The sequence below is a fragment of the Pseudomonas sp. JL23 genome (genome assembly GCF_056933585.1).
Map to the genome: position 1 here is coordinate 6,525,082 of NZ_CM167795.1, position 20,072 is coordinate 6,545,153.

The window sequence follows — 20,072 nt, forward strand, 5'->3', positions numbered from 1 at the left end:
TTTGCGGTCGTGAGTCACCTTAGGAGCGAAGGGGGTCGGGCATCAATCAAGCAGCGTGCGTGATTGTTACGGCTGGAGTAATGGTTTCGGCATGGAGCGCCAGGAACGAACGGGCGGCGATCCGACTTGCTTACGAAAAACAATCACGTGGTATACCTGATACACCTCATCACCTGATTCGCGGGCAAGCCCGGCGCCTACAGGTTGGCGCAATCATGTGGGAGCGAGGCTTGCCCGCGAAAAACGATAACGCGGTACACCTGATACACCGCACCGCCTGATTCGCGGGCAAGCCACGCTCCCACAGGTTTAGCGTTTAGGCCGTGCGTTGCTCATGCAGCGACTGGATCTGATGATCCGCCAGTGCCTTGGCCATATCGACCAGGTACAACGCCGCAAACGCCAGGTGGCGGTTGGTGCCGCTTTGTTGATCGCCGGATTCATACATCACCGCCGCAGCGCTGCGCAGCAGGTCGAAGATACGAAGCAGGGCTTCTTCGGTGGTGTGGGGTGGATCGGGGACGAGCTTTTTAATCATGGTGTATCTCCGTGGGCTACTGGAGCCATCTCTGTCACCGTTTCCACACGGCTATAGAGGTGGCAGCTATGAACGGGGTGGAAAACCGAGCCACGGATCCCTCGGCCAGACCGAAGTCTGCCCGAACATAGCTGCCATAAAGCACCTGCCCGAGGGCAAGTAGCTGCATGGAGCTCATCGAATCTGTGGTACGGGTTTCCACACCCGGCCACTGATGTGCAGTGGCGCCGCGCAGACTAGAGACGGAATTCGACGAGCACAAGCGGCCGGGATTGTTTAGGAAATTTCACTCAATAGAAAGAGAGCGGTCCTTCGGATTCGTCACTTTTTTGTGTCCAGAACCCATGTGGGACCGGCTTTAGCCGGGAAGGCGATATTCCAGGCCATGAATAGGCATCGGCTGTATCGGCCTATTCCCGGCTAAAGCCGGTCCCACAATATTGCGCAGCGCCTACAGGGATCGCATTTCAGTTCAAGCAGCGGGGTACATCAACCCGGCATCCACCAACCACTGTTCCAGCCCAATCAGATCCGGGACTTTGGCCACAGTCTCGCCCACTTGCACGGCAGCCAATTCGAGTTCGGTCAGGGGCACGTCGACGTAGCTGAGCTGGCTGTCGAGCTTGCAGGAGCGGGGAATCCCTTGCGTCAGCAAGGCAATGAATTTCAGCTCGTTGCGCCCGCCCAGAGCGTTGAGCACGACGATACGTGCGCGCCCGCCCACCTTGGTGCGGCCACCGCAGGCGGCTTCGAAGCTGAGCAGCGGCAGGGTCAGCTGGCGCCAGCTGATCGGCCCCAGGAACCACTCCGGTGCGCCCTCTTCCGGCGTGCTGTCCTGATAGTCGATCAGTTCGGCGACCGCGACATTGGGCAACAGCAGATAGCGGTCACTCAATGGCAGCAACAGGCCGGTCAGGGTGGTGAGGCGGCTGGATTGGAAGCTGCTCTCAGACATTCACCTGACTCCAGTGGGTAATGATGCTCTCCAGCAGTACCGACTCCTGATACGGCTTGCTCAGGTAGTCATTGACGCCGATGGCCATGGCCCGGTCGCGGTGTTTCTGCCCGGAGCGTGAGGTGATCATGATGATCGGCAAGTCCTTGAGACGTTCGTCGTGGCGTATCTGGCTGGCCACTTCGAAGCCGTCCATGCGCGGCATTTCAATGTCCAGCAGCATCACGTCGGGGGTGTGTTCTTGCAGCAACGCCATGGCGTCCACACCGTCCTTGGCGGTCAGCACGTTCATGCCGTGACGCTCCAGCAGGCGACTGGTGACCTTGCGCACGGTGACCGAGTCGTCCACCACCATAATCAGCAATGGGCGCACCGGTTCGGCATCGGGGAACACCTGCTGGCGACTGAAGATACGTCCCTGCATGGCGCGGATATGCCCCGGCAGGTCGAGGATCAGCACCACATGGCCGTCGCCGAGGATGGTCGCGCCGGTAATCCCCTGCACGGCGGCGAACTGCGGCCCGAGGCTCTTGACCACAATCTCGCGGGAACCGGCGAGATTATCGACCTGCACCGCAACCCACTGCTCATGCAGATGCACCAACAGCACCGGCACGGGCTGCGACTGGCCGATCAGGCGTGGACGCAGGCCGTTATTGAGCAGTTCGCCCAGATAGCGCAATTCATAACTGCGCCCGCCGTACTGGTAGCACGGCGGGTTGGTTTGGTAACAGGCTTCCAGTTCGCCGGGCATGACCCGCACGATGCCTTCGATGGTGTTCAGCGGCACGGCGTACTGTTCCTCACCGCACTGCACCATCAACGCCCGGTTGACCGATACCGAATACGGCAAGCGGATGCGGAAACGCACGCCTTTGCCGGCCACCGAATCGATGACCATGTTGCCGCCCAGTTCCTTGATTTCGGCATGCACCACGTCCATGCCGACGCCGCGTCCGGAGATCTGGGTGATCGTCTCGGCGGTGGAAAATCCGGCCTGAAGAATGAATTGCAGAACGTCGTAGTCGCTCAGCTCGTTGTTGGCGTCGATCAGGCCGCGCTTGATGGCCTTGCGGCGTACAGCGGCCAGATCGACCCCGGCGCCGTCGTCGCTCATTTCAATGACGATGTCGCCGCCTTCATGGGTCAGGCTCAGGGTGATATGACCGCTTTCCGGCTTGCCCGCAGCCAGGCGCTTCTCGCTGCTTTCCAGACCGTGATCGACGGCATTGCGCAGCATGTGCTCCAACGGCGCGACCATGCGTTCCAGTACGTTGCGGTCCATCTCGCCTTCGGCGTTGAGTACATCGAAACGGACTTTCTTGCCCAGCTCACCGGCCACCTGCCGCACCACCCGGCGCAGCCTGGGCACCATGCGTTCGAACGGCACCATGCGCGTACGCATCAGGCCTTCCTGCAACTGGGTGTTGACCCTGGCTTGCAGCATCAGCAGGTTTTCCGCGTCGTGGGCGCGGGCGGCGAGGGTTTCCTTGAGGTCCAGCAGGTCGGAGGCGGATTCGAACAACGCTCGTGACAGTTGCTGCAATTGCGAGTGACGGTCCATTTCCAGCGGATCGAATTCTTCGTAGCCAAGGCGCTCGGCCTGAGCCGAGTCGCTGCCGTGAGCCCGGCCCTGGGTCTCGACATCCAGACGGCGCAACTGGTCGCGCATGCGCTCAATGGTGGTTTCCACTTCCGTCAGCGTGGCGCTGAAATCGCTGACCTGTTGTTCGATGCGGCCACGGAAAATCGAGGTTTCCCCGGCCAGGTTGACCAGGTTTTCCAGTTGCCCGCCATCGACCTTGACCATTTCCGGCGCCGCACGCTCGCCCTCCGCTTCGCCCGCAACAGGTTGCGCGACGGGGGCGGCAAAGGGTTTCGGCGCGCTATCGGCGCTGCCGTTGGCGGCAGCCACACGGCGGATACTGTCGATCAGCAGCGCGGCACTGGGCAGCGGCTTCTGCTCACGCACGGCATCGAGCATGTCGGCGAGCAGGTCATGGCCGCTTTGCAGCAGGCTGAACATCATTGGGCTGGCCTGCAACTGGCCGGCCGAGACACCTTCATAGAGCGATTCAAGCTCGTGGGCCAGATCGCCGATGGGCGCAATTTCAACCATCCGCGCACCGCCCTTGAGGGTGTGCAGGTCGCGCAGCAGGTTTTCCACTTCCAGAGTGTTTTGCGGGTCGGCCTGCCAGCGCTCAAGGGCGGCCCCTGAGCTTTCGCTGATATCGAACCCTTCTTCGAGAAAGATCTCCAGCAGCTCGGGGTCGCGCTCTTCCGTGGCTGTTTCGGCACTCTCGACAGGTGCAGTGACATCGCTGCTCACGCCTTCAACCGGATTGCCAGCCGTACGGAACTGCTGGATCGCGTCGATCAATGGCTGCGGATCAGCGAACGGCTGATGCCTTTGCAACTGCTCCAGCATCACTGCCAACTGGTCATGACTGTTCTGCAACAGCTCGGCCAGCGCCGGCGAATAGCTGCAACGGCGGTCGATCAGGCTTTCGTAGAGATGTTCAAGTTCATGGCCAAGATTGCCGATTTCGCTAATTTCAGCCATTCGTGCGCCACCCTTGAGGGTGTGCAGGTCGCGTTGCAGCGAAGACAGCGGCGCCGGGTTTTCAGGGTCGGTCAGCCAGCGCTGCAAGGCCTGGTTGGCGCTGTCGAGGATATCCACGGCTTCTTCGAGAAAAATCTCGACGATCTCGTCATCCAGATCCACCGCACCGGCAGCCGCTTCAGTGACGCTGCCGAGCTCGGTAATGCTCGTGCGCCCACCCTCGCTCTTGATCAGGCCCATCGCTGCAGGGTCCAGGGCTTCATCGAGCAGCTCGCGCAACGCGCTGACCCGCTCCGGCCGCGGCTCGACCGCCTGCCCGGCGGCCACCTGATCAAGCATATTGATCAACGCTTCATGGGCCTGCTCGGCCTCATCGAAAAAGCGCTCGCTGACGACCAGACTGCTTTCTTCGACGGCGCCATACAGGTCGAGCAAGGCTTCACACAACTCATCGACCTGAGACAGATCGGCCAGATGCGCGCCATGACCCAGGGTGGTCAGCTCGTCCAGCAGCGCGCTCAGTTCCAGCCGCTCGCCCGGATGCTGGCGCCAGCGCTGCAACAGGCTTTCGGCGTCGAGCAGAATGTCCATGCCTTCAGCGAGAAAGCCCGCGATCAAATGCGGATTGGGCTTGATGCGCAGGCCGTTATTGCTGGCGCTGAGCGCTGCGGCGAGACGCTGTTGCAGCAGGCTCTGGGCGCTTTCGATGACCTTGGCGGCACCGGGGATGGCTTGCAGCGGCGTGCTGTCCAGTTGCTCCAGGCCCTTGTGGAACAACGCTTCGGCCGAGCGCAGCAGGTTGATATCGGCCACTTCCAGCGGGATCAGGTGAGCCTTGAATTCGCGCACCAGTTGATCCAGCGGGCTGGCCAGTTCAGCGATCGGCTGCACCCCGGCCATATAGGCGCTGCCCTTGAGGGTGTGCAGCGCGCGCAACAGGTCGTCCGTGATGGCTGGCGACGTGTCGCTGCGCGCACTTTCCAGAAAGCGCTGCAGGTTTTCCAGATGGCCGAGGGCTTCCTGACGGAAGATCTCCAGCAGTTGCGGGTCCAGCGCTTCGTCGGCCGGGGCGGCGATGACTACGTCCGGCAGCACGATACCTTTGGCCAGCGCATGAGCGCGGGCTGCCAGGACATCGACATCATCGCGCTGGCGTTGGGCGTGGCGGGCGAAATCCTGAATCACCTCCGGCAGCAGCGCCAGAATGTCGTTGAGCAGGCGTTGCACATGAATCGAAGGCTCGACGCTGCGCTCCAGCACGCGGTTGAGCAGGTTTTCCACCGACCAGGCCAGCTCGCCGAGAATCAGTGCCCGCACCATCCGGCCGCTGCCCTTGAGGGTGTGGAAGGCCCGGCGTACTTCGGTCAGGGCCTGGGTATCGGTGGTATCGACACACCAGCGCGGAATCGCACGGCGCAGCACCGCAAGCACTTCGTCAACCTCTTCGAGGAAGACCTCGCACAACTCCTCATCCACGCCGTCTTCATCGGCGGGCGGTGGCAGCAGGCTGGCGGGCATATGCCGCGCTGGCGGGTTGACCGCCGACACCGGGCTGGCAAGGACTTCGGCAATGGTCTGGGTCGGGCTGACCAGGGCTTGGCGCTCCTGCAACTCGTGCAGTTCTTCGTGGCTGATCACCTCGTCGAGCAACGGCACTTCCATGGCGTTGGGCGTCGGCGTATAGCCAAGGCGGGCCAGGCTTTCCTGGGCCATGTCGAGAATCTGGTCGCCCGGCGCTTCGTGGTCCTCGCCCATGCGTTCGAGGTAGTACTCAACCCCGGTCAGCGCGTCGGCCAGGCTGTCGAGCTGGGTCCACGAAGGACGGGTTTCGTCCACCAGCAGGTGTTCGCGAATGTAGTCATTGCACGACGACAACAGGCCGGACGCCCGCGCCAGGGGGATCATCGCCAGGGCGCCGCGCACTTGCACCAACAGAGCCGACAGCGGCTCCAGACGCGCCCGATCCCACTCACCGTCGATATAGTCGACGATCACGTCCTTGGCCTGTTGCAGCACCACCCGGGCCTCGCCAATCACCAACTGGTGAATTTGCGTCAGATCGGTGGTGGGCAGGCGGCTTTCTTCGCGGCTGGCCTGCTCAACCGTACCGGCCATGCCCGCCAGGGTGGCTTCGACATAGAGCAGCGCCCCGGCGACGTCCATCAAAGCGGCGTCACTGGGTTCACGTTGGCCCTGAGCCAGCCCCTGAACCACGCTCAACTGGTCGATGATGACTTTGCGCGGCTGACCAAAACCCAGCACGGCCAGGGTATCGGCGATCTGCCGCAGCGGCGGCAACAAGGCATTGAGTTCGCTGACGTGCTGGCGGTCACCACGGACAAATACGTCCAGGCGTTCCTTGACCCGTACCAGTTCTTCGCACAACGCCACGATCACCGAGCGCATGGCATCGCGATCCGGCCCGGCCATGCGCGCGCGTTCTTCGTTGACCAGGGCGCTGTCCGGCAAGGCCTCGGCGAGGGCGTACTGATCCTTGAGGTCGAGCATCTTCGGCGCTTGGCTGTCGGACTTGGCGATATAGAACAGCAGGCTTTTGAGCAGCTCATCCGGCGCCGGCTGATTGATCCCTTCGATGCCCTGTTCCAGCAGGCGCTTGAGTTCCTTGTCGGCATCCTTGAACAGGCTGCGCAGCGCCGGGCTATTGGTGAAGTTGCCGTTGACCATGGTCTCGACCAGTGCCGAGGCGATCCGCCAGAGCGGCCCGAGCGGCGCGTCTTCGCAAAGCAGTTCAAGGCGCGAGAACACCTTGTCCATCAGGCCAAGCTGCGTCTGCACATCCTGCTCGCGCATCAGACCGACCAGTGCAGCTTGCAGGGTCTGGCGCAGTTTGCGCAGCAAGGCGGACAGTTCCGGGGTGTCGCGTTCGGCCAGGGCGGCTTCGTCCAGTTCCGGGAGCACCGCCAGTTGCGGCGCGAACAGGCTGGTTTCCGAGAGCAGGCTTTCGCCCCGGGCGCTGCGCAAGTCGTTGAGCAGCGGCAACACCACCAGGGGCAGGTCGCGGCGCGCAGAATGCACGCGATCGAGATAAATCGGCAGCTGGCTCAGGGCCTGGAGTAACAGCTGAATGCTTTCGGTACGCTGGGCAACGCGGCCTTGCTGCAAGGCCAGGGCCAGCTGTTCGATCTCTTCGGCGAGCAGGGCCGCGCCGTAGAATTCGACCATTTGCAGGCTGCCGTGAACCTGATGCACGCAGTCCAGACACTCACCGAGCGCCGACGCATCCGTGGTGTCGACGAACACCTCAAGCGCATGGCGGGCCTGCTTGAGGGTATCGGCGATTTCGCCCTTGACCCATTCCAGGGCCACATAGTCATGCCGGTCAGCCATGATGTCGTACCGAATGACCCGTCGTCAGATTGTTCATTTTTTGCACATCACGCCCGGCCTTTCGACGGCGGCAAGGTAAACCCGGAGACCGAACGACGCATCTCGCTGGCCATTTTCGCCAGGTTACCGATGCTTTCGGCGGTGGCGGTGGTGCCCGAGGTGGTCTGGGTGGTGGTCTGCTGGATCACCAGCATGGTCTGGGAAATCTGCCCCGCCGACGACGCCTGCTGCCGGGCGGCGTCGGTGATACTTTCGATCAGCTCGGCGAGAACCCGGGAAACCCCCTCGATCTCTTCCAGCGCCACCCCGGCATCCTGTGCCAGACGGGCACCGCGCACCACTTCACTGGTGGTCTGCTCCATGGAGATGACGGCTTCGTTGGTGTCATTTTGAATAGCCCGCACCAACGTTTCGATCTGTTTGGTGGCCGAAGACGAACGCTCGGCCAAACGCTGAACCTCGTCGGCTACCACGGCAAAGCCACGCCCGGCATCGCCAGCCATGGAGGCCTGGATCGCCGCGTTCAGGGCGAGGATATTGGTCTGGTCAGCAATGTCGTCGATCAGGCTGACAATATCGCCAATTTCCTGAGAAGATTCGCCCAGACGCTTGATCCGCTTGGACGTGTCCTGAATCTGTTCGCGAATGTTGTCCATGCCATTGATGGTGTTGTGCACCACCTCGTTGCCTTTATTGGCGATGGTCACCGAACGCTCCGCCACCGCCGAAGATTCCGAGGCATTGGCCGACACCTGATCGATGGACTGGGCCATGTCGTTGATCGCATCCGACGCCGCGCTGATCTGCAGCGCCTGATGGCGGGACGCAGCGGCCAGTTCCATGGCGGTGGTCTGGGAGTCGGCCACCGCCGACGCCACTTGCTCGGCCGTCAGGTTGATGGTCGCCACCAGCTCGCGCAGCTGGTCGATGGAGTAGTTGATCGAGTCGGCAATGGCGCCGGTAAAGTCTTCAGTCACCGATGCGGCCACGGTCAGGTCGCCGTCGGCCAGGTTCTCGATTTCGTCCAGCAGACGCATGATCGCGGTCTGGTTGCGCTCGCTTTTTTCGGCGGTTTCACGCAACTGGCGGTTGGTCTCGCGGACCATCACCAAGCCAATCAGGATGATCGACATCAGCGCCAGCAGGCCGAGGATGTAGCCGCCATAGGTGTTGGTGGAACGGCCATTGGCCAGGTGTTCCAGATCGTTGGTCAGCACGGAAGCCTGATCGAGCAGGCTCTGGGAAGTGTTGAAAATTTTGCCCGCCGCTTCGCGGACCTGGAACAGCTCGGGGGAGGTTTCGAGGATTTCATCGACCGAACCAGAGACGAACTCGAACAGCTCGGAAATCTCGGCCAGCCGCGCCCTGGCGTCGCGGTCTTCGACCTGGGTGATCTTCATGGTCGCGTTGCCTTCGAGCATGCCGTTGAGCACCCGGCCGAACTGGCTGGCATCGCGGCCAAAGGCATCGGCGGCCTGCACGGCGGTTTCATCGCCGGACAGCACGGTATTCACCGAACCGAGAATCCGCTCGGCCAAAAGGGATTGGCGCTGAGCCACCGCGACCTGGCTGGCCGGGGCTTTGTTCTGCAACAGGATATCGACGACCTTTTCGTACTCGACCTGCAATTGCGGAATGGTTTCGGCCAGGGTCGCGGCCACCTGATGCAGCGATAACACCGTCTGTTCGCTGGCGAGGATCACGTCGGTGCTTTTGCGCAGGGTTTCCCAGTCGTTCTGCACCGCTTTCAACTCATCGCGCACCGCCACCGGGGCCGCAGGCAGGCCGGTGGATTTGTCACCCTTGTTCAAGTAGCCCCAGCGCAGGTCGAAATCATTGCGCGCGTCGGTCAGCAGGCGAAACGCCTGGGCCTTGCCGGCAGCGGCCTCGGTGGCGTTCTTGGCGATGCGTTGGGACAGCACGCGCAGCTCGCCGGCATGCCCGATATATTGCTTGTCGTAGTTCGACTGCGTGCTCAGGTAGGCGAAGTTGACGAACAGCAGCATGATGAAAATGATCAACGCGATGAACAGCACGACAATCTGTGAGCGACTGCGTGCACCTTCCAACGACTTGCCTGGCTTGCTCATTAATCAGGCCCCCGCCTGGACCAACTGCTGTTTTGCGTCCATATAACCCAAAGCCTCTGTCGGCTTGCCCATGCCCTACAACGCCACGTCCATGAACTGCGGACATTGCGCCAACAGGCGCGGACTGAAAATCAGCCAGGCCTCCTCGCGCAGGAACTGGCCCTGGATAAAGGGCGAAAGCTTGTCATCGCAACCGCCCAGGGCCTCAGCCATCAGGGCGCGTTGATTGAAATGCTGCATGCCGAGAACCTCATCGACAACCAGCCCGGCGAATACATCCTGGTGTTCGACCACCAGTACCCGGCGTTGTTTGCGCACAGGTGACAATTCATGACCGAAGAAGGCGCACAGGTCCATGATCGGCAGCAAACGCCCGCGCAGGTTGGCTACGCCCTTTATCCACGGCTTGACCCCCGGCAGGACGGCGTAGCGCGGCTCGTGGAGAATTTCACCGATTTCGCCCATGGGTGCGACAAAACAGCGACCGCCCATGCGAAAGCCGATACCGCTCCAGTCCTGCTGCCGGGTTTCCTGGGAGGGTAAGCCGGCGGCGAGGGAGCGGCAGCGCTGGTCGATATCGAGCAGCAGCTGAAACGCGGTCTGTGACTCGGCCATGGCAATCCGGCCTTAGCCGGCCAGTACCGCGTTCAGGGTCTGGATCAGCAGGTCTTCGGTCACCGGCTTGGTCAGGTAGTCGCGCGCGCCCTGGCGCTTGCCCCAGACCTTGTCGGTTTCCTGATCCTTGGTGGTGATCATGATCACCGGGATCCCGGCAGTGGCAGGGTCCTTGGTCAACTGGCGCGTAGCCTGGAAGCCATTGAGGCCGGGCATGACGATATCCATCAGTACCGCGTCGGGGTTTTCCTGGCGGGCCAGGGCCACGCCGTCGGCGCCGTTTTCAGCCTTGAGCACCTCATGGCCGTGGCGCTCCAGCATGCCGGTCAGTTTGTACATTTCAGTCGGCGAATCGTCGACGATCAGTATTCGAGCCATGTTGTTCCCCATAACGGAGTGAATGCCCGCGATATCACATCGCAGGCATCAGGGTATGTGTTGTTCCACTGCAACGAATCCGGGCACATGAGCATTGATCGCGCTGAGCAGCTCTTCCTTGCTGAAAGGCTTGGTCAAAAACTGGTCGGAGCCCACGATCCGCCCCTTGGCCTTGTCGAACAGGCCGTCCTTGGACGACAGCATGATCACGGGCGTGGACTTGAACGCCCGGTTGTTCTTGATCAGCGCGCAGGTCTGATAGCCATCCAGGCGCGGCATCATGATGTCGACGAAGATGATACGCGGATGATTATCGGCAATCTTGGCCAGGGCATCGAAACCATCCACCGCAGTGATGACTTCGCAGCCGGCGTTCTTGAGCAACGTCTCGGCCGTACGGCGAATGGTCCGGGAGTCATCGATGATCATGACTTTCAAGGCTGTGGCGTGCTGTTCCATGTCTGCTCTTCCGTCGCCGCAGCGACTGTCTGGCGCGTCGTGCGCGGCACAGGAGGCCCGTCGCCTGCCGCCTGCCTGCCCATATAAAGGCAAAGGCCGGGGTCGGGTCGGACGCCGAGCCTTTTTAGCACACTCTCCAGACGCAATCCATAAAGCCCTGAGAGGTGTGCCTGCCCCTTGACCCCGGACAAGCGGAGCGCCACCCTGACGCCTGTTTTCGGGCCGCCAATGGCCCCTACCGATCAGAGGATATTGCCCATGAGCGTTCGCTTAGGGATTGTCATGGACCCCATTGAGCGCATCTCCTATAAAAAGGACAGCTCGCTGGCCATGCTCTTGGCCGCCCAGGAACGCGGCTGGTCGTTGTTCTACATGGAACAGCACGATCTGTATCAGGCCGAGGGCCAGGCCCGGGCGCGGATGCAGCCGCTCAAGGTGTTCGCCGATCCGGCCAAGTGGTTCGAACTGGAAGACGAAATCGACGCCAACCTCGCCGATCTGGACGTGATCCTGATGCGCAAGGATCCGCCGTTCGACATGGAATTCGTCTACACCACCTACCTGCTGGAACAGGCCGAAACCGCTGGCGTACTGGTGGTCAACAGGCCCCAGAGCCTGCGCGACTGCAACGAAAAGCTGTTCGCCACGCTGTTCCCGCAGTGCACGCCGCCGACCCTGGTCAGCCGCCGCGCGGACATCATTCGCCAGTTCGCCGAGCAGCACGGTGACGTCATCCTCAAGCCGCTGGACGGCATGGGCGGCGCCTCGATCTTCCGTCATCGCGTCGGCGATCCGAACCTGTCGGTAATCCTGGAAACCCTGACCGCCCACGGCACCCAGCAAATTATGGCCCAGGGTTACCTGCCCGCGATCAAGGACGGCGACAAACGCATCCTGATGGTCGATGGCGAACCCGTGCCGTATTGCCTGGCGCGTATCCCGGCAGCCGGTGAAACCCGTGGCAACCTGGCCGCCGGTGGCCGCGGCGAAGCCCGCCCGCTGACCGCCCACGACCGCTGGATCGCCGCCGAAATCGGCCCGACCCTGCGCGAAAAAGGCCTGCTGTTCGTCGGCCTCGACGTGATCGGCGAGCACCTGACCGAAATCAACGTCACCAGCCCGACCTGCATCCGCGAAATCGATAATGCCTTCGGCACCAATATCGGCGGCATGCTGATGGATGTGATCGAGAAGAAGCTGGCAGCCCGCGGTTAAACAGGGCCGTTGGAGCGAGGCTTGCCCGCGAAGAGCGATGACGTGGTGTACCTGAAACACCGCGCCACCCGACTCGCGGGCAAGCCTCGCTCCAACCATCATGCGCCGCCACATTGCGTTATCATGCGCAGCCTGTAACACCGCCGCATCACACTGACTGGCTGACGAGACGCTGAACCGCCACATGACTTCCCTGGCCGCCAACGATCTGCCCCCCGAACTCGCTGATGCGCGCAGGCGCACGCCTGACCGGCTGGGCTATACCCTGCTGATCGCGGCAATGATTCATTTGGTCATCATCCTTGGCGTGGGTTTCACCTACGTCAAACCGGAGCAGATCACCCAGACCCTGGAAATCACCCTCGCTACCTTCAAAAGCGAGAACAAGCCCGCCGCTGCGGATTTTCTTGCCCAGGACAATCAGGAAGGCAGCGGCACCCTGGACAAGGCCGAAATTCTCAAGACCACGGAAGTCGCGCCCTACCAGGACACCCAGATCAATAAAGTGACGCCGCCGCCCACTTCAAAGGCCGTGGAAAAGCAGGAAGCCTCCAAGACCGCCGTCACCACCAGCGCCCGCTCGCCGCAGAAGGCCGTGGCCAAGCGTGACGAGGTCAAGCCCGAGCCCAGCGCCAAGGAAGCCCCGGCCAGCGACAACACGCAGATGAGCGCGGAAATCGCCAGCCTCGAAGCCGAACTGTCCGCCGAGCAGCAGCTCTACGCCAAACGCCCGAAGATCCACCGCCTCAACGCCGCTTCGACCATGCGCGACAAGGGCGCCTGGTACAAGGACGATTGGCGCAAGAAAGTCGAGCGGGTCGGCAACCTGAATTACCCGGACGAAGCCCGCCGCAAGCAGATCTACGGCAACCTGCGCCTGCTGGTGTCGATCAATCACGACGGCTCGCTGTATGAGGTGCTGGTGCTGCAATCTTCCGGGCAACCGCTGCTGGATCAGGCCGCGCAACGCATCGTGCGCCTGGCCGCGCCGTTTGCGCCGTTTACCGGCGATCTGGCGGATATCGACCGGCTGGAAATCATCCGCACCTGGAAATTCTCCAAAGGTGACAAGCTCTCCAGTAATTAAATGACGTGAAAAGTTGTCAGCCTTCTTTACCGGCGCCACACTAAGACTCATGAAAAACGTCTCCCCAAGCTATTTCAAGCATCAGTTCCTGATCGCCATGCCCCACATGCACGACCAGAACTTCGCCCAGACCTTGACCTACATCGTCGAGCACAACGCCAATGGCGCCATGGGTCTGGTCATCAACCGCCCGCAAAGCCTGTCGCTGGCCGATATCCTCGAGCAGTTGCGACCGGAAATGGAGCCACCCGTGCGTTGCCAGCACATCCCGATCCATACCGGCGGCCCGGTACAGACCGATCGTGGCTTTGTCCTGCACCCCAGCGGCCAGATATTCCAGGCCACGGTGGAATTGGGCGGCATCTCCCTGTCGACTTCCCAGGACGTGCTGTTTTCCATCGCCGACGGCTACGGCCCTGATCAAAATGTGATCACCCTCGGCTATGCCGGTTGGGATGCCGGGCAACTGGAAGCGGAAATGGCTGCCAATGCCTGGCTCAATTGCCCGTTCGACCCGGCAATCCTGTTCGACGTGGACAGTGACCAGCGCCTCAACGCCGCCGCTGCCCGCTTGGGCGTGAATCTCAGCCTGTTGACCAGTCAGGCGGGCCACGCCTGATGGCCGGATTGCGCCTGTTATTGGGATTCGACTACGGCACCAAACAGATCGGCGTAGCGGTCGGCCAGGTCATTACCGGCCAGGCCCGGGAGCTGTGCACGCTCAAGGCGCAGCAGGGCGTGCCGGACTGGAGCCAGATCGAAGCGCTGATCAAAGAGTGGAAGCCCGACGCCATCGTCGTCGGCCTGCCGCTGAATATGGACGGCACTCCCAGCGAAATGAGTGAGCGCGCGGAAAAGTTCTCGCGCCGTCTCAATGGCCGCTTCAACCTGCCCGTGTACACCCATGATGAACGCCTGACCACCTTCGAGGCCAAGGGCGAACGCCTGGCCAGGGGCGGCCAACGCGGCAGTTATCGCGACAACCCGGTGGACGCCATCGCCGCCGCACTGCTGCTGCAGGGCTGGTTGGAAGCCAATACCGAACTGTTCGGTGACTGAAACATCGCTTTGTTATACCCGGATTCCCGTTTCAGCCCGGGCGACGTCAAACGCCGCCCGGCCCTTCAAGGAGCAACCATGAGCCTGCCCAACCCCGCCGGACTGATCAGCCAGATGGCGACCGACCTCACCGCCCTCCTGGGCAAGCGCGGCATCAGCGAACCTCGCTTCATCGGCATTCGTACCGGTGGCGTGTGGGTCGCGCAGGCGTTGCTGCAAGCGCTGAGCAGCCTGTCGCCACTGGGCACCCTGGATGTTTCCTTCTACCGCGATGACTTCAGCCAGAACGGCCTGCACCCGCAGGTACGTCCCTCAGAGCTGCCGTTCGAAATCGAAGGCCAGCACCTGGTGCTGATCGACGACGTGCTGATGAGCGGCCGCACAATCCGCGCCGCCCTCAACGAGCTGTTCGACTATGGCCGCCCGGCCAGCGTGACCCTGGTCTGCCTGCTGGACCTGGACGCCGGCGAACTGCCGATCAGCCCGGACGTCGTCGGCGCCACCCTGGCCCTGGCGCCGAACGAGCGGGTCAAACTGACCGGCCCGGCGCCCCTGGCCCTGGAACTGCAAGACCTCTCAACCGCCTCCGCCGCCCTTTAAGAGTCCTTTGCGATGACGCCTCTCGACGCCAAGCGCCCGCTGCAACTCAACCATCAAGGTCAGCTGCGCCACTTCCTCTCTCTCGACGGCCTGCCCCGAGAGCTGTTGACCGAAATCCTCGACACCGCTGACTCCTTCCTGGAAGTCGGCGCCCGGGCGGTGAAAAAGGTCCCGCTACTGCGCGGCAGGACCGTGTGCAATGTGTTCTTCGAGAACTCCACGCGCACCCGCACCACCTTTGAACTGGCGGCCCAGCGCCTGTCGGCCGACGTCATTACCCTCAACGTGTCGACCTCCTCCACCAGCAAGGGCGAGACGCTGTTCGACACCCTGCGCAACCTGGAAGCCATGGCTGCCGACATGTTCGTCGTACGCCACAGCGACTCCGGCGCGGCGCACTTCATCGCCGAGCACGTCAGCCCCGAGGTTGCCATCATCAATGGCGGCGACGGCCGCCACGCGCACCCGACCCAGGGCATGCTCGACATGCTGACCATCCGCCGCCACAAAGGCAGCTTCGAGAACCTCTCGGTGGCCATTGTCGGCGACATCCTGCACTCGCGGGTCGCGCGCTCCAACATGATCGCCCTCAAGGCCCTGGGTTGCCCGGACATCCGCGTCATCGGGCCGAAAACCCTGCTGCCGGTGGGCGTCGAGCAGTATGGCGTGAAGGTCTACACCGACCTCAAGGAAGGCCTCAAGGACGTTGACGTGGTGATCATGCTGCGCCTGCAACGCGAACGCATGCAGGGCGGCCTGTTGCCGAGCGAGGGCGAGTTCTACCGCCTGTTCGGCCTGACCACCGCCCGCCTCGCTGGCGCCAAGCCCGACGCTATCGTCATGCACCCGGGCCCGATCAACCGCGGCGTAGAGATCGAGTCGGCGGTGGCCGATGGCGCCCAGTCGGTGATTCTCAATCAGGTGACCTACGGCATTGCCGTACGCATGGCCGTACTGTCCATGGCCATGAGTGGCCAGACCGCACAACGACAATTCGAACAGGAGAACGCCCAGTGAAGCTCAGCATCCTCGGCGCTCGCGTCATCGATCCGGCCAGCGGCCTGGACACAGTTACCGATCTGCATCTGGAGGCGGGCAAGATCCTCGCCATTGGCGCCGCTCCAGCCGGTTTCACCCCGGTAGACAGCATCGACGCCACCGGCCTGATCGCCGCCCCTGGCCTGGTCGACCTTAACGTCGCCCTGCGCGAGCCGGGCTATAGCCGCAAAGGCAGCATCGCCAGCGAAACCCGCGCCGCCGCCGCCGGTGGCGTGACCAGCCTGTGCTGCCCGCCCCGGACCAAGCCGGTACTGGACACCTCGGCCGTCGCCGAACTGATCCTCGACCGCGCCCGTGAAGCCGGGCACAGTAAAGTGTTCCCGATTGGCGCCCTGAGCAAGGGCCTGGACGGCGAGCAACTGGCCGAGCTGGTGGCCTTGCGCGATGCCGGTTGCGTGGCCTTCAGCAATGGCCTGAAGACCTTCCACAACACCCGCACCCTGTGCCGGGCACTGGAATATGCGGCGACCTTCGACCTGACGGTGATCTTCAACTCTCAAGACCACGATCTGGCCGAAGGCGGCCTGGCCCATGAAGGCCCGACCGCTGCTTTCCTTGGCCTCGCCGGTATTCCGGAAACCGCCGAAACCGTAGCGCTGGCCCGCGACCTGTTGCTGGTCGAGCAGAGCGGCGTGCGCGCCCACTTCAGCCAACTGACCAGCGCCCGCGGCGCCGCGATGATCGCCCAAGCCCAGGCCCGAGGCCTGCCGGTGACTGCCGATGTCGCGCTTTACCAGTTGATCCTCACTGACGAGGCGCTGATCGACTTCTCCAGCCTCTATCACGTACAGCCGCCGCTACGCACCCGCGCCGACCGCGATGGTCTGCGCGCCGCCGTCAAGTCCGGGGTGATTCAGGCTATTTCCAGCCATCACCAGCCCCACGAACGCGACGCCAAGCTGGCACCGTTCGCCGCGACCGAGCCGGGCATCAGCAGTGTCGAACTGCTGCTGCCGCTGGCCATGACCTTGGTAGAGGATGGTCTGCTCGACCTGCCAACCCTGCTCGCCCGCCTGAGCAGCGGCCCGGCAACGGCGCTGCGTCTGCCTGCCGGCAAGCTTAGTGCCGGTTCGGCGGCGGATATCGTGCTGTTCGATCCGGCGGCATCGACCGTGGCTGGCGAGACATGGCTGTCGCGTGGCGAGAACTGCCCGTTCATCGGCCACTGCCTGCCCGGCGCGGTGCGCTACACCCTGGTGGATGGGCGGATCAGCCATAGCGCCTGAGGCTGCAACACGCTCTGTGGGACCGGCTTTAGCCGGGAAGAGGTCGACACATTCGATACATTTCCATCGTCTGTACCGTCCCCTTCCCGGCTAAAGCCGGTCCCACATTATTTGTCCTGCAAAACCCTGATTCAGCCCCGCTGCGCATTCCTGATGGATATCTGGTCATTCAGCGTCCAGAAGTCATACAGCACGCCAAACCCGCCCAGACCAAGGGTCAGCAGATAAATGATCCCGCTGATCCATTTGCCCTGGTACATGCGGTGCACTCCGAAAACCCCGAGGAACGTCAGCAACAGCCAGCCGACGCTGTAATCCAGCGCGCCGCTGTTGAAGCGCATGTCGGCCTCACGGTCCATGCCGGGGATCAGGAACAGGTCGATAAACCAGCCGATGCCGAACAGCCCGAGGGTGAAAAACCAGATAGTGCCGGTGACCGGCTTGCCGAAATAAAAGCGATGGGCGCCGGTGAAACCGAGAATCCACAATAGATAGCCAAGCACCATGCTATGGGTGTTTTGCGGGGGGGCATCTTGACGATAGCCGTTCATAACGAGCCTCTTTGACAGTCATAGAAAAAAATGTGCGTAAATTTTGTGACTTTCGTGACTTTGTCCGACGTATGGCACTGACCACCCGGACAGCCCTCAAACCCTTGTGGGTAAAGGGATTGCGTAACAATTTGAGACAGTCTGTCGCAGAATCTGAAAGGATGCGACTGTAAAACTATTGATTAGGGGGGTAAGACATTCACCAAAAGCTGTTATAAAGTTGCGCGCTGACCAAAAAGAGCCCTGCCGAATGCGTCCATTTTTCAAGACATGGCTAACCATCTGCCTATTTATGCCACTGGCCGCCCACGCCACCAATCGTGAGCAACAGCTTCCTGCGAGCTTTAACGGTCACACTGCGAAAAGTCATTCTTCGCCAGTGACCGCTTCCAACACCGAGACCGAACCAACGCCTGTAACCGCCGCGCCAAAACATCGGGGCAGCAAAGTCGTCGAGCACGACACCCAGGCAGAGGCCAAGGAACCGGCAAAGAAGGCTGAAACCGCAGCAGCAGCCCACCAGGATTCGAAAAAGCCGAACTCCAAGGTCGCTACCAAAGAGTCGAAGAAAGCCGCCACAGCCGCTGCCAAGGACTCCAAAAAAGGCACCACTACCGTGGTTGCCGACAAGGGTTCGAAAAAAGGCGCCGCCAAGGTCGCCAGCAAGGATTCGAAGAAGGCTGCAGCCACCACCGTTGCCGCCCATAAAGACTCGAAGAAAGGCAAACCTGCCGCGCCGACCGACACTGTCGTCAGCCGGGCCATGGATGCCGTCGGTACGCCCTATCGCTGGGGCGGCACCAATCCGAAGAAAGGCCTGGATTGCAGCGGCCTCGTCAAATACGCCTTCACTGGCGTCAAGGGTGCCAACCTGCCACGTACTTCCAATGCCATGGCCGCTGGCCACGGGCAGAAAGTCGATCGCAAGGACCTGAAACCGGGTGACCTGCTGTTCTTCAATATCGAAAGTCGCAAGGTTGATCACGTTGCCATCTACCTGGGCAACGATCGCTTCGTCCACGCCCCGAGCCGTGGCAAGTCGGTAACCGTCGATACCCTGAAGAAACCATACTGGGACAGCCACTACGTGGTCGCCAAGCGAGTAACGCCACCGGCGCCGAAAGGTCCGAAGAGCACAATGCGCGTCGTTCAGCGCTGATAATCCGGACTGGCTTTGCAGGGCAGGCTTTTGTGGGACCGGCTTTAGCCGGGAATTGGCCAGCAAATCGCCTTCCCGGCTAAAGCCGGTCCCACACGCCGGCATTACAACGAAAAACCCCGATCAGAAATTGTCGGGGTTTTTTGCATGTTCACGCGCCACATCCCGCGTAATCACGCCCTGCACGACCAGATCCTTGAGGCACATATCCAGGGTCTGCATGCCCAGCGAACCCCCGGTCTGAATCGCCGAATACATCTGCGCCACCTTGTCTTCCCGGATCAGGTTACGGATCGCCGCCGTCCCCATCATGATCTCGTGAGCGGCAACGCGACCGCCGCCGACTTTCTTCAGCAGGGTTTGGGAGATCACCGCGTGCAGGGACTCAGAGAGCATCGAACGAATCATCGATTTCTCCTGGGCCGGGAACACGTCCACCACCCGGTCGATGGTCTTGGCCGCCGACGTGGTGTGCAGGGTGCCGAAGACCAGGTGACCGGTTTCCGCCGCCGTCAGGGCCAGGCGGATGGTCTCCAGGTCGCGCAGCTCACCGACCAGGATCACGTCCGGGTCTTCGCGCAGTGCCGAACGCAGCGCTTCGGAGAAGCCCAGGGTGTCACGGTGCACTTCGCGCTGGTTGACCAGGCACTTCTTCGACTCGTGGACGAATTCGATGGGGTCTTCGATGGTCAGGATATGGTGATGGCGATTGCAGTTGAGGAAGTCGATCATGGCCGCAAGGGTCGTCGACTTGCCCGAACCGGTCGGGCCGGTCACCAATACCAGGCCACGGGGCACGTCGGTAATCTTGCGAAACACTTTTCCCATGCCCAGTTCGTCCATGTTCAGGATCTTCGAGGGAATGGTCCGGAATACGGCGCCCGCGCCACGGTTCTGGTTGAAAGCGTTGACCCGGAAGCGCGCCACGCTCGGCACTTCGAAGGAAAAGTCCGTTTCCAGGAACTCCTCGAAGTCCTTGCGCTGCTTGTCGTTCATGATGTCGTAGATCAGCGCCTGGACCTGCTTGGCGTCCAGTGGTGGCAGGTTGATTCTGCGCACATCGCCATCGACCCGGATCATGGGCGGCAAGCCGGCCGAGAGGTGCAAGTCCGACGCGCCTTGCTTGGCACTGAAGGCCAGCAGCTCGGTAATATCCATACAGCTCCTCAA

17 protein-coding genes and 1 pseudogene are annotated in these 20,072 nt (G+C 61.9%); 9 read left to right on the top strand and 9 right to left on the bottom strand.

The genetic code is table 11. The features are described 5' to 3' along the window. Positions 1-316 precede the first annotated feature (316 nt). The 7 genes from AC1Z24_RS29840 to pilG form a co-directional block, all read right to left on the bottom strand. Complete coding sequence (locus AC1Z24_RS29840) at positions 317-538, bottom strand: DUF6124 family protein (RefSeq protein ID WP_483743844.1); 222 nt, start codon at positions 536-538, stop codon at positions 317-319. Positions 539-1,010: 472 nt separating this feature from the next. Beyond that, positions 1,011-1,493 (bottom strand): chemotaxis protein CheW, encoded by a 483-nt coding sequence (locus tag AC1Z24_RS29845; RefSeq protein WP_483743845.1) that lies wholly within the window; start codon positions 1,491-1,493, stop codon positions 1,011-1,013. Further along, positions 1,486-7,404 (bottom strand): Hpt domain-containing protein, encoded by a 5,919-nt coding sequence (locus AC1Z24_RS29850; RefSeq protein WP_483743846.1) that lies wholly within the window; start codon positions 7,402-7,404, stop codon positions 1,486-1,488. The genes AC1Z24_RS29845 and AC1Z24_RS29850 overlap by 8 nt, the downstream gene beginning before the upstream one ends. 47 nt (positions 7,405-7,451) lie before the next feature. Continuing rightward, a complete protein-coding gene (locus AC1Z24_RS29855; protein ID WP_259104135.1) occupies positions 7,452-9,494 on the bottom strand; it encodes a methyl-accepting chemotaxis protein in 2,043 nt (680 codons plus the stop codon). Positions 9,495-9,569: 75 nt separating this feature from the next. Continuing rightward, positions 9,570-10,109 (bottom strand): chemotaxis protein CheW, encoded by a 540-nt coding sequence (locus tag AC1Z24_RS29860; RefSeq protein WP_483743847.1) that lies wholly within the window; start codon positions 10,107-10,109, stop codon positions 9,570-9,572. A gap of 12 nt (positions 10,110-10,121) precedes the next feature. Beyond that, positions 10,122-10,487, bottom strand: coding sequence for a twitching motility response regulator PilH (gene pilH / locus AC1Z24_RS29865; RefSeq protein WP_483743848.1), 366 nt, complete (start codon positions 10,485-10,487; stop codon positions 10,122-10,124). A gap of 48 nt (positions 10,488-10,535) precedes the next feature. Beyond that, on the bottom strand, positions 10,536-10,946 hold the full coding sequence (pilG, locus tag AC1Z24_RS29870) for a twitching motility response regulator PilG (protein WP_483743849.1): 411 nt from the start codon (positions 10,944-10,946) through the stop codon (positions 10,536-10,538). Between the two features lie 258 nt (positions 10,947-11,204). Here pilG and gshB point away from each other — a divergent pair, with 258 nt between their 5' ends. From gshB to AC1Z24_RS29905, 7 genes are all read left to right on the top strand, one after another. Further along, positions 11,205-12,161 carry a glutathione synthase gene (gene gshB, locus AC1Z24_RS29875; RefSeq protein WP_259104129.1) on the top strand — a complete coding sequence of 319 codons (957 nt, stop codon included), beginning with the start codon at positions 11,205-11,207 and terminating at the stop codon, positions 12,159-12,161. 184 nt (positions 12,162-12,345) lie between these two features. Continuing rightward, on the top strand, positions 12,346-13,248 hold the full coding sequence (locus tag AC1Z24_RS29880) for an energy transducer TonB (protein ID WP_259104113.1): 903 nt from the start codon (positions 12,346-12,348) through the stop codon (positions 13,246-13,248). A 49-nt stretch (positions 13,249-13,297) separates the two neighbouring features. Beyond that, on the top strand, positions 13,298-13,867 hold the full coding sequence (locus AC1Z24_RS29885; protein ID WP_259104111.1) for a YqgE/AlgH family protein: 570 nt from the start codon (positions 13,298-13,300) through the stop codon (positions 13,865-13,867). After that, complete coding sequence (gene ruvX / locus AC1Z24_RS29890) at positions 13,867-14,307, top strand: Holliday junction resolvase RuvX (protein ID WP_413303007.1); 441 nt, start codon at positions 13,867-13,869, stop codon at positions 14,305-14,307. The genes AC1Z24_RS29885 and ruvX overlap by 1 nt, the downstream gene beginning before the upstream one ends. Before the next feature lie 78 nt (positions 14,308-14,385). Continuing rightward, positions 14,386-14,907 (top strand): bifunctional pyr operon transcriptional regulator/uracil phosphoribosyltransferase PyrR, encoded by a 522-nt coding sequence (gene pyrR / locus AC1Z24_RS29895; protein ID WP_483743850.1) that lies wholly within the window; start codon positions 14,386-14,388, stop codon positions 14,905-14,907. A 12-nt stretch (positions 14,908-14,919) separates the two neighbouring features. Beyond that, positions 14,920-15,924, top strand: a complete 1,005-nt coding sequence (locus AC1Z24_RS29900) for an aspartate carbamoyltransferase catalytic subunit (protein ID WP_259104108.1) — start codon at positions 14,920-14,922, stop codon at positions 15,922-15,924. Next, complete coding sequence (locus AC1Z24_RS29905; RefSeq protein ID WP_483743851.1) at positions 15,921-17,192, top strand: dihydroorotase; 1,272 nt, start codon at positions 15,921-15,923, stop codon at positions 17,190-17,192. Before AC1Z24_RS29900 ends, AC1Z24_RS29905 begins: the two co-directional genes overlap by 4 nt. A 131-nt stretch (positions 17,193-17,323) precedes the next feature. Here AC1Z24_RS29905 and AC1Z24_RS29910 read toward each other — a convergent pair whose 3' ends face one another. Beyond that, entirely contained in the window at positions 17,324-17,743 is a 420-nt protein-coding gene (locus AC1Z24_RS29910; RefSeq protein WP_259104106.1) for a TM2 domain-containing protein, read from the bottom strand. Positions 17,744-17,993: 250 nt separating this feature from the next. On the opposite strand from AC1Z24_RS29910, the pseudogene AC1Z24_RS29915 reads away from it, so the two are divergent. Together AC1Z24_RS29915 and AC1Z24_RS29920 are read left to right on the top strand one after the other, a co-directional pair. Then, a pseudogene (locus AC1Z24_RS29915) lies at positions 17,994-18,125 on the top strand (C40 family peptidase); the annotation flags it as partial. Beyond that, the gene (locus AC1Z24_RS29920; RefSeq protein ID WP_483746744.1) at positions 18,123-18,902 is read left to right on the top strand and encodes a C40 family peptidase; all 780 of its coding nucleotides are present in this window, start codon (positions 18,123-18,125) and stop codon (positions 18,900-18,902) included. The pseudogene AC1Z24_RS29915 and the gene AC1Z24_RS29920, both read left to right, overlap by 3 nt. Before the next feature lie 123 nt (positions 18,903-19,025). Here AC1Z24_RS29920 and AC1Z24_RS29925 read toward each other — a convergent pair whose 3' ends face one another. Then, positions 19,026-20,060 carry a type IV pilus twitching motility protein PilT gene (locus AC1Z24_RS29925; RefSeq protein ID WP_483743852.1) on the bottom strand — a complete coding sequence of 345 codons (1,035 nt, stop codon included), beginning with the start codon at positions 20,058-20,060 and terminating at the stop codon, positions 19,026-19,028. Positions 20,061-20,072 lie beyond the last annotated feature (12 nt).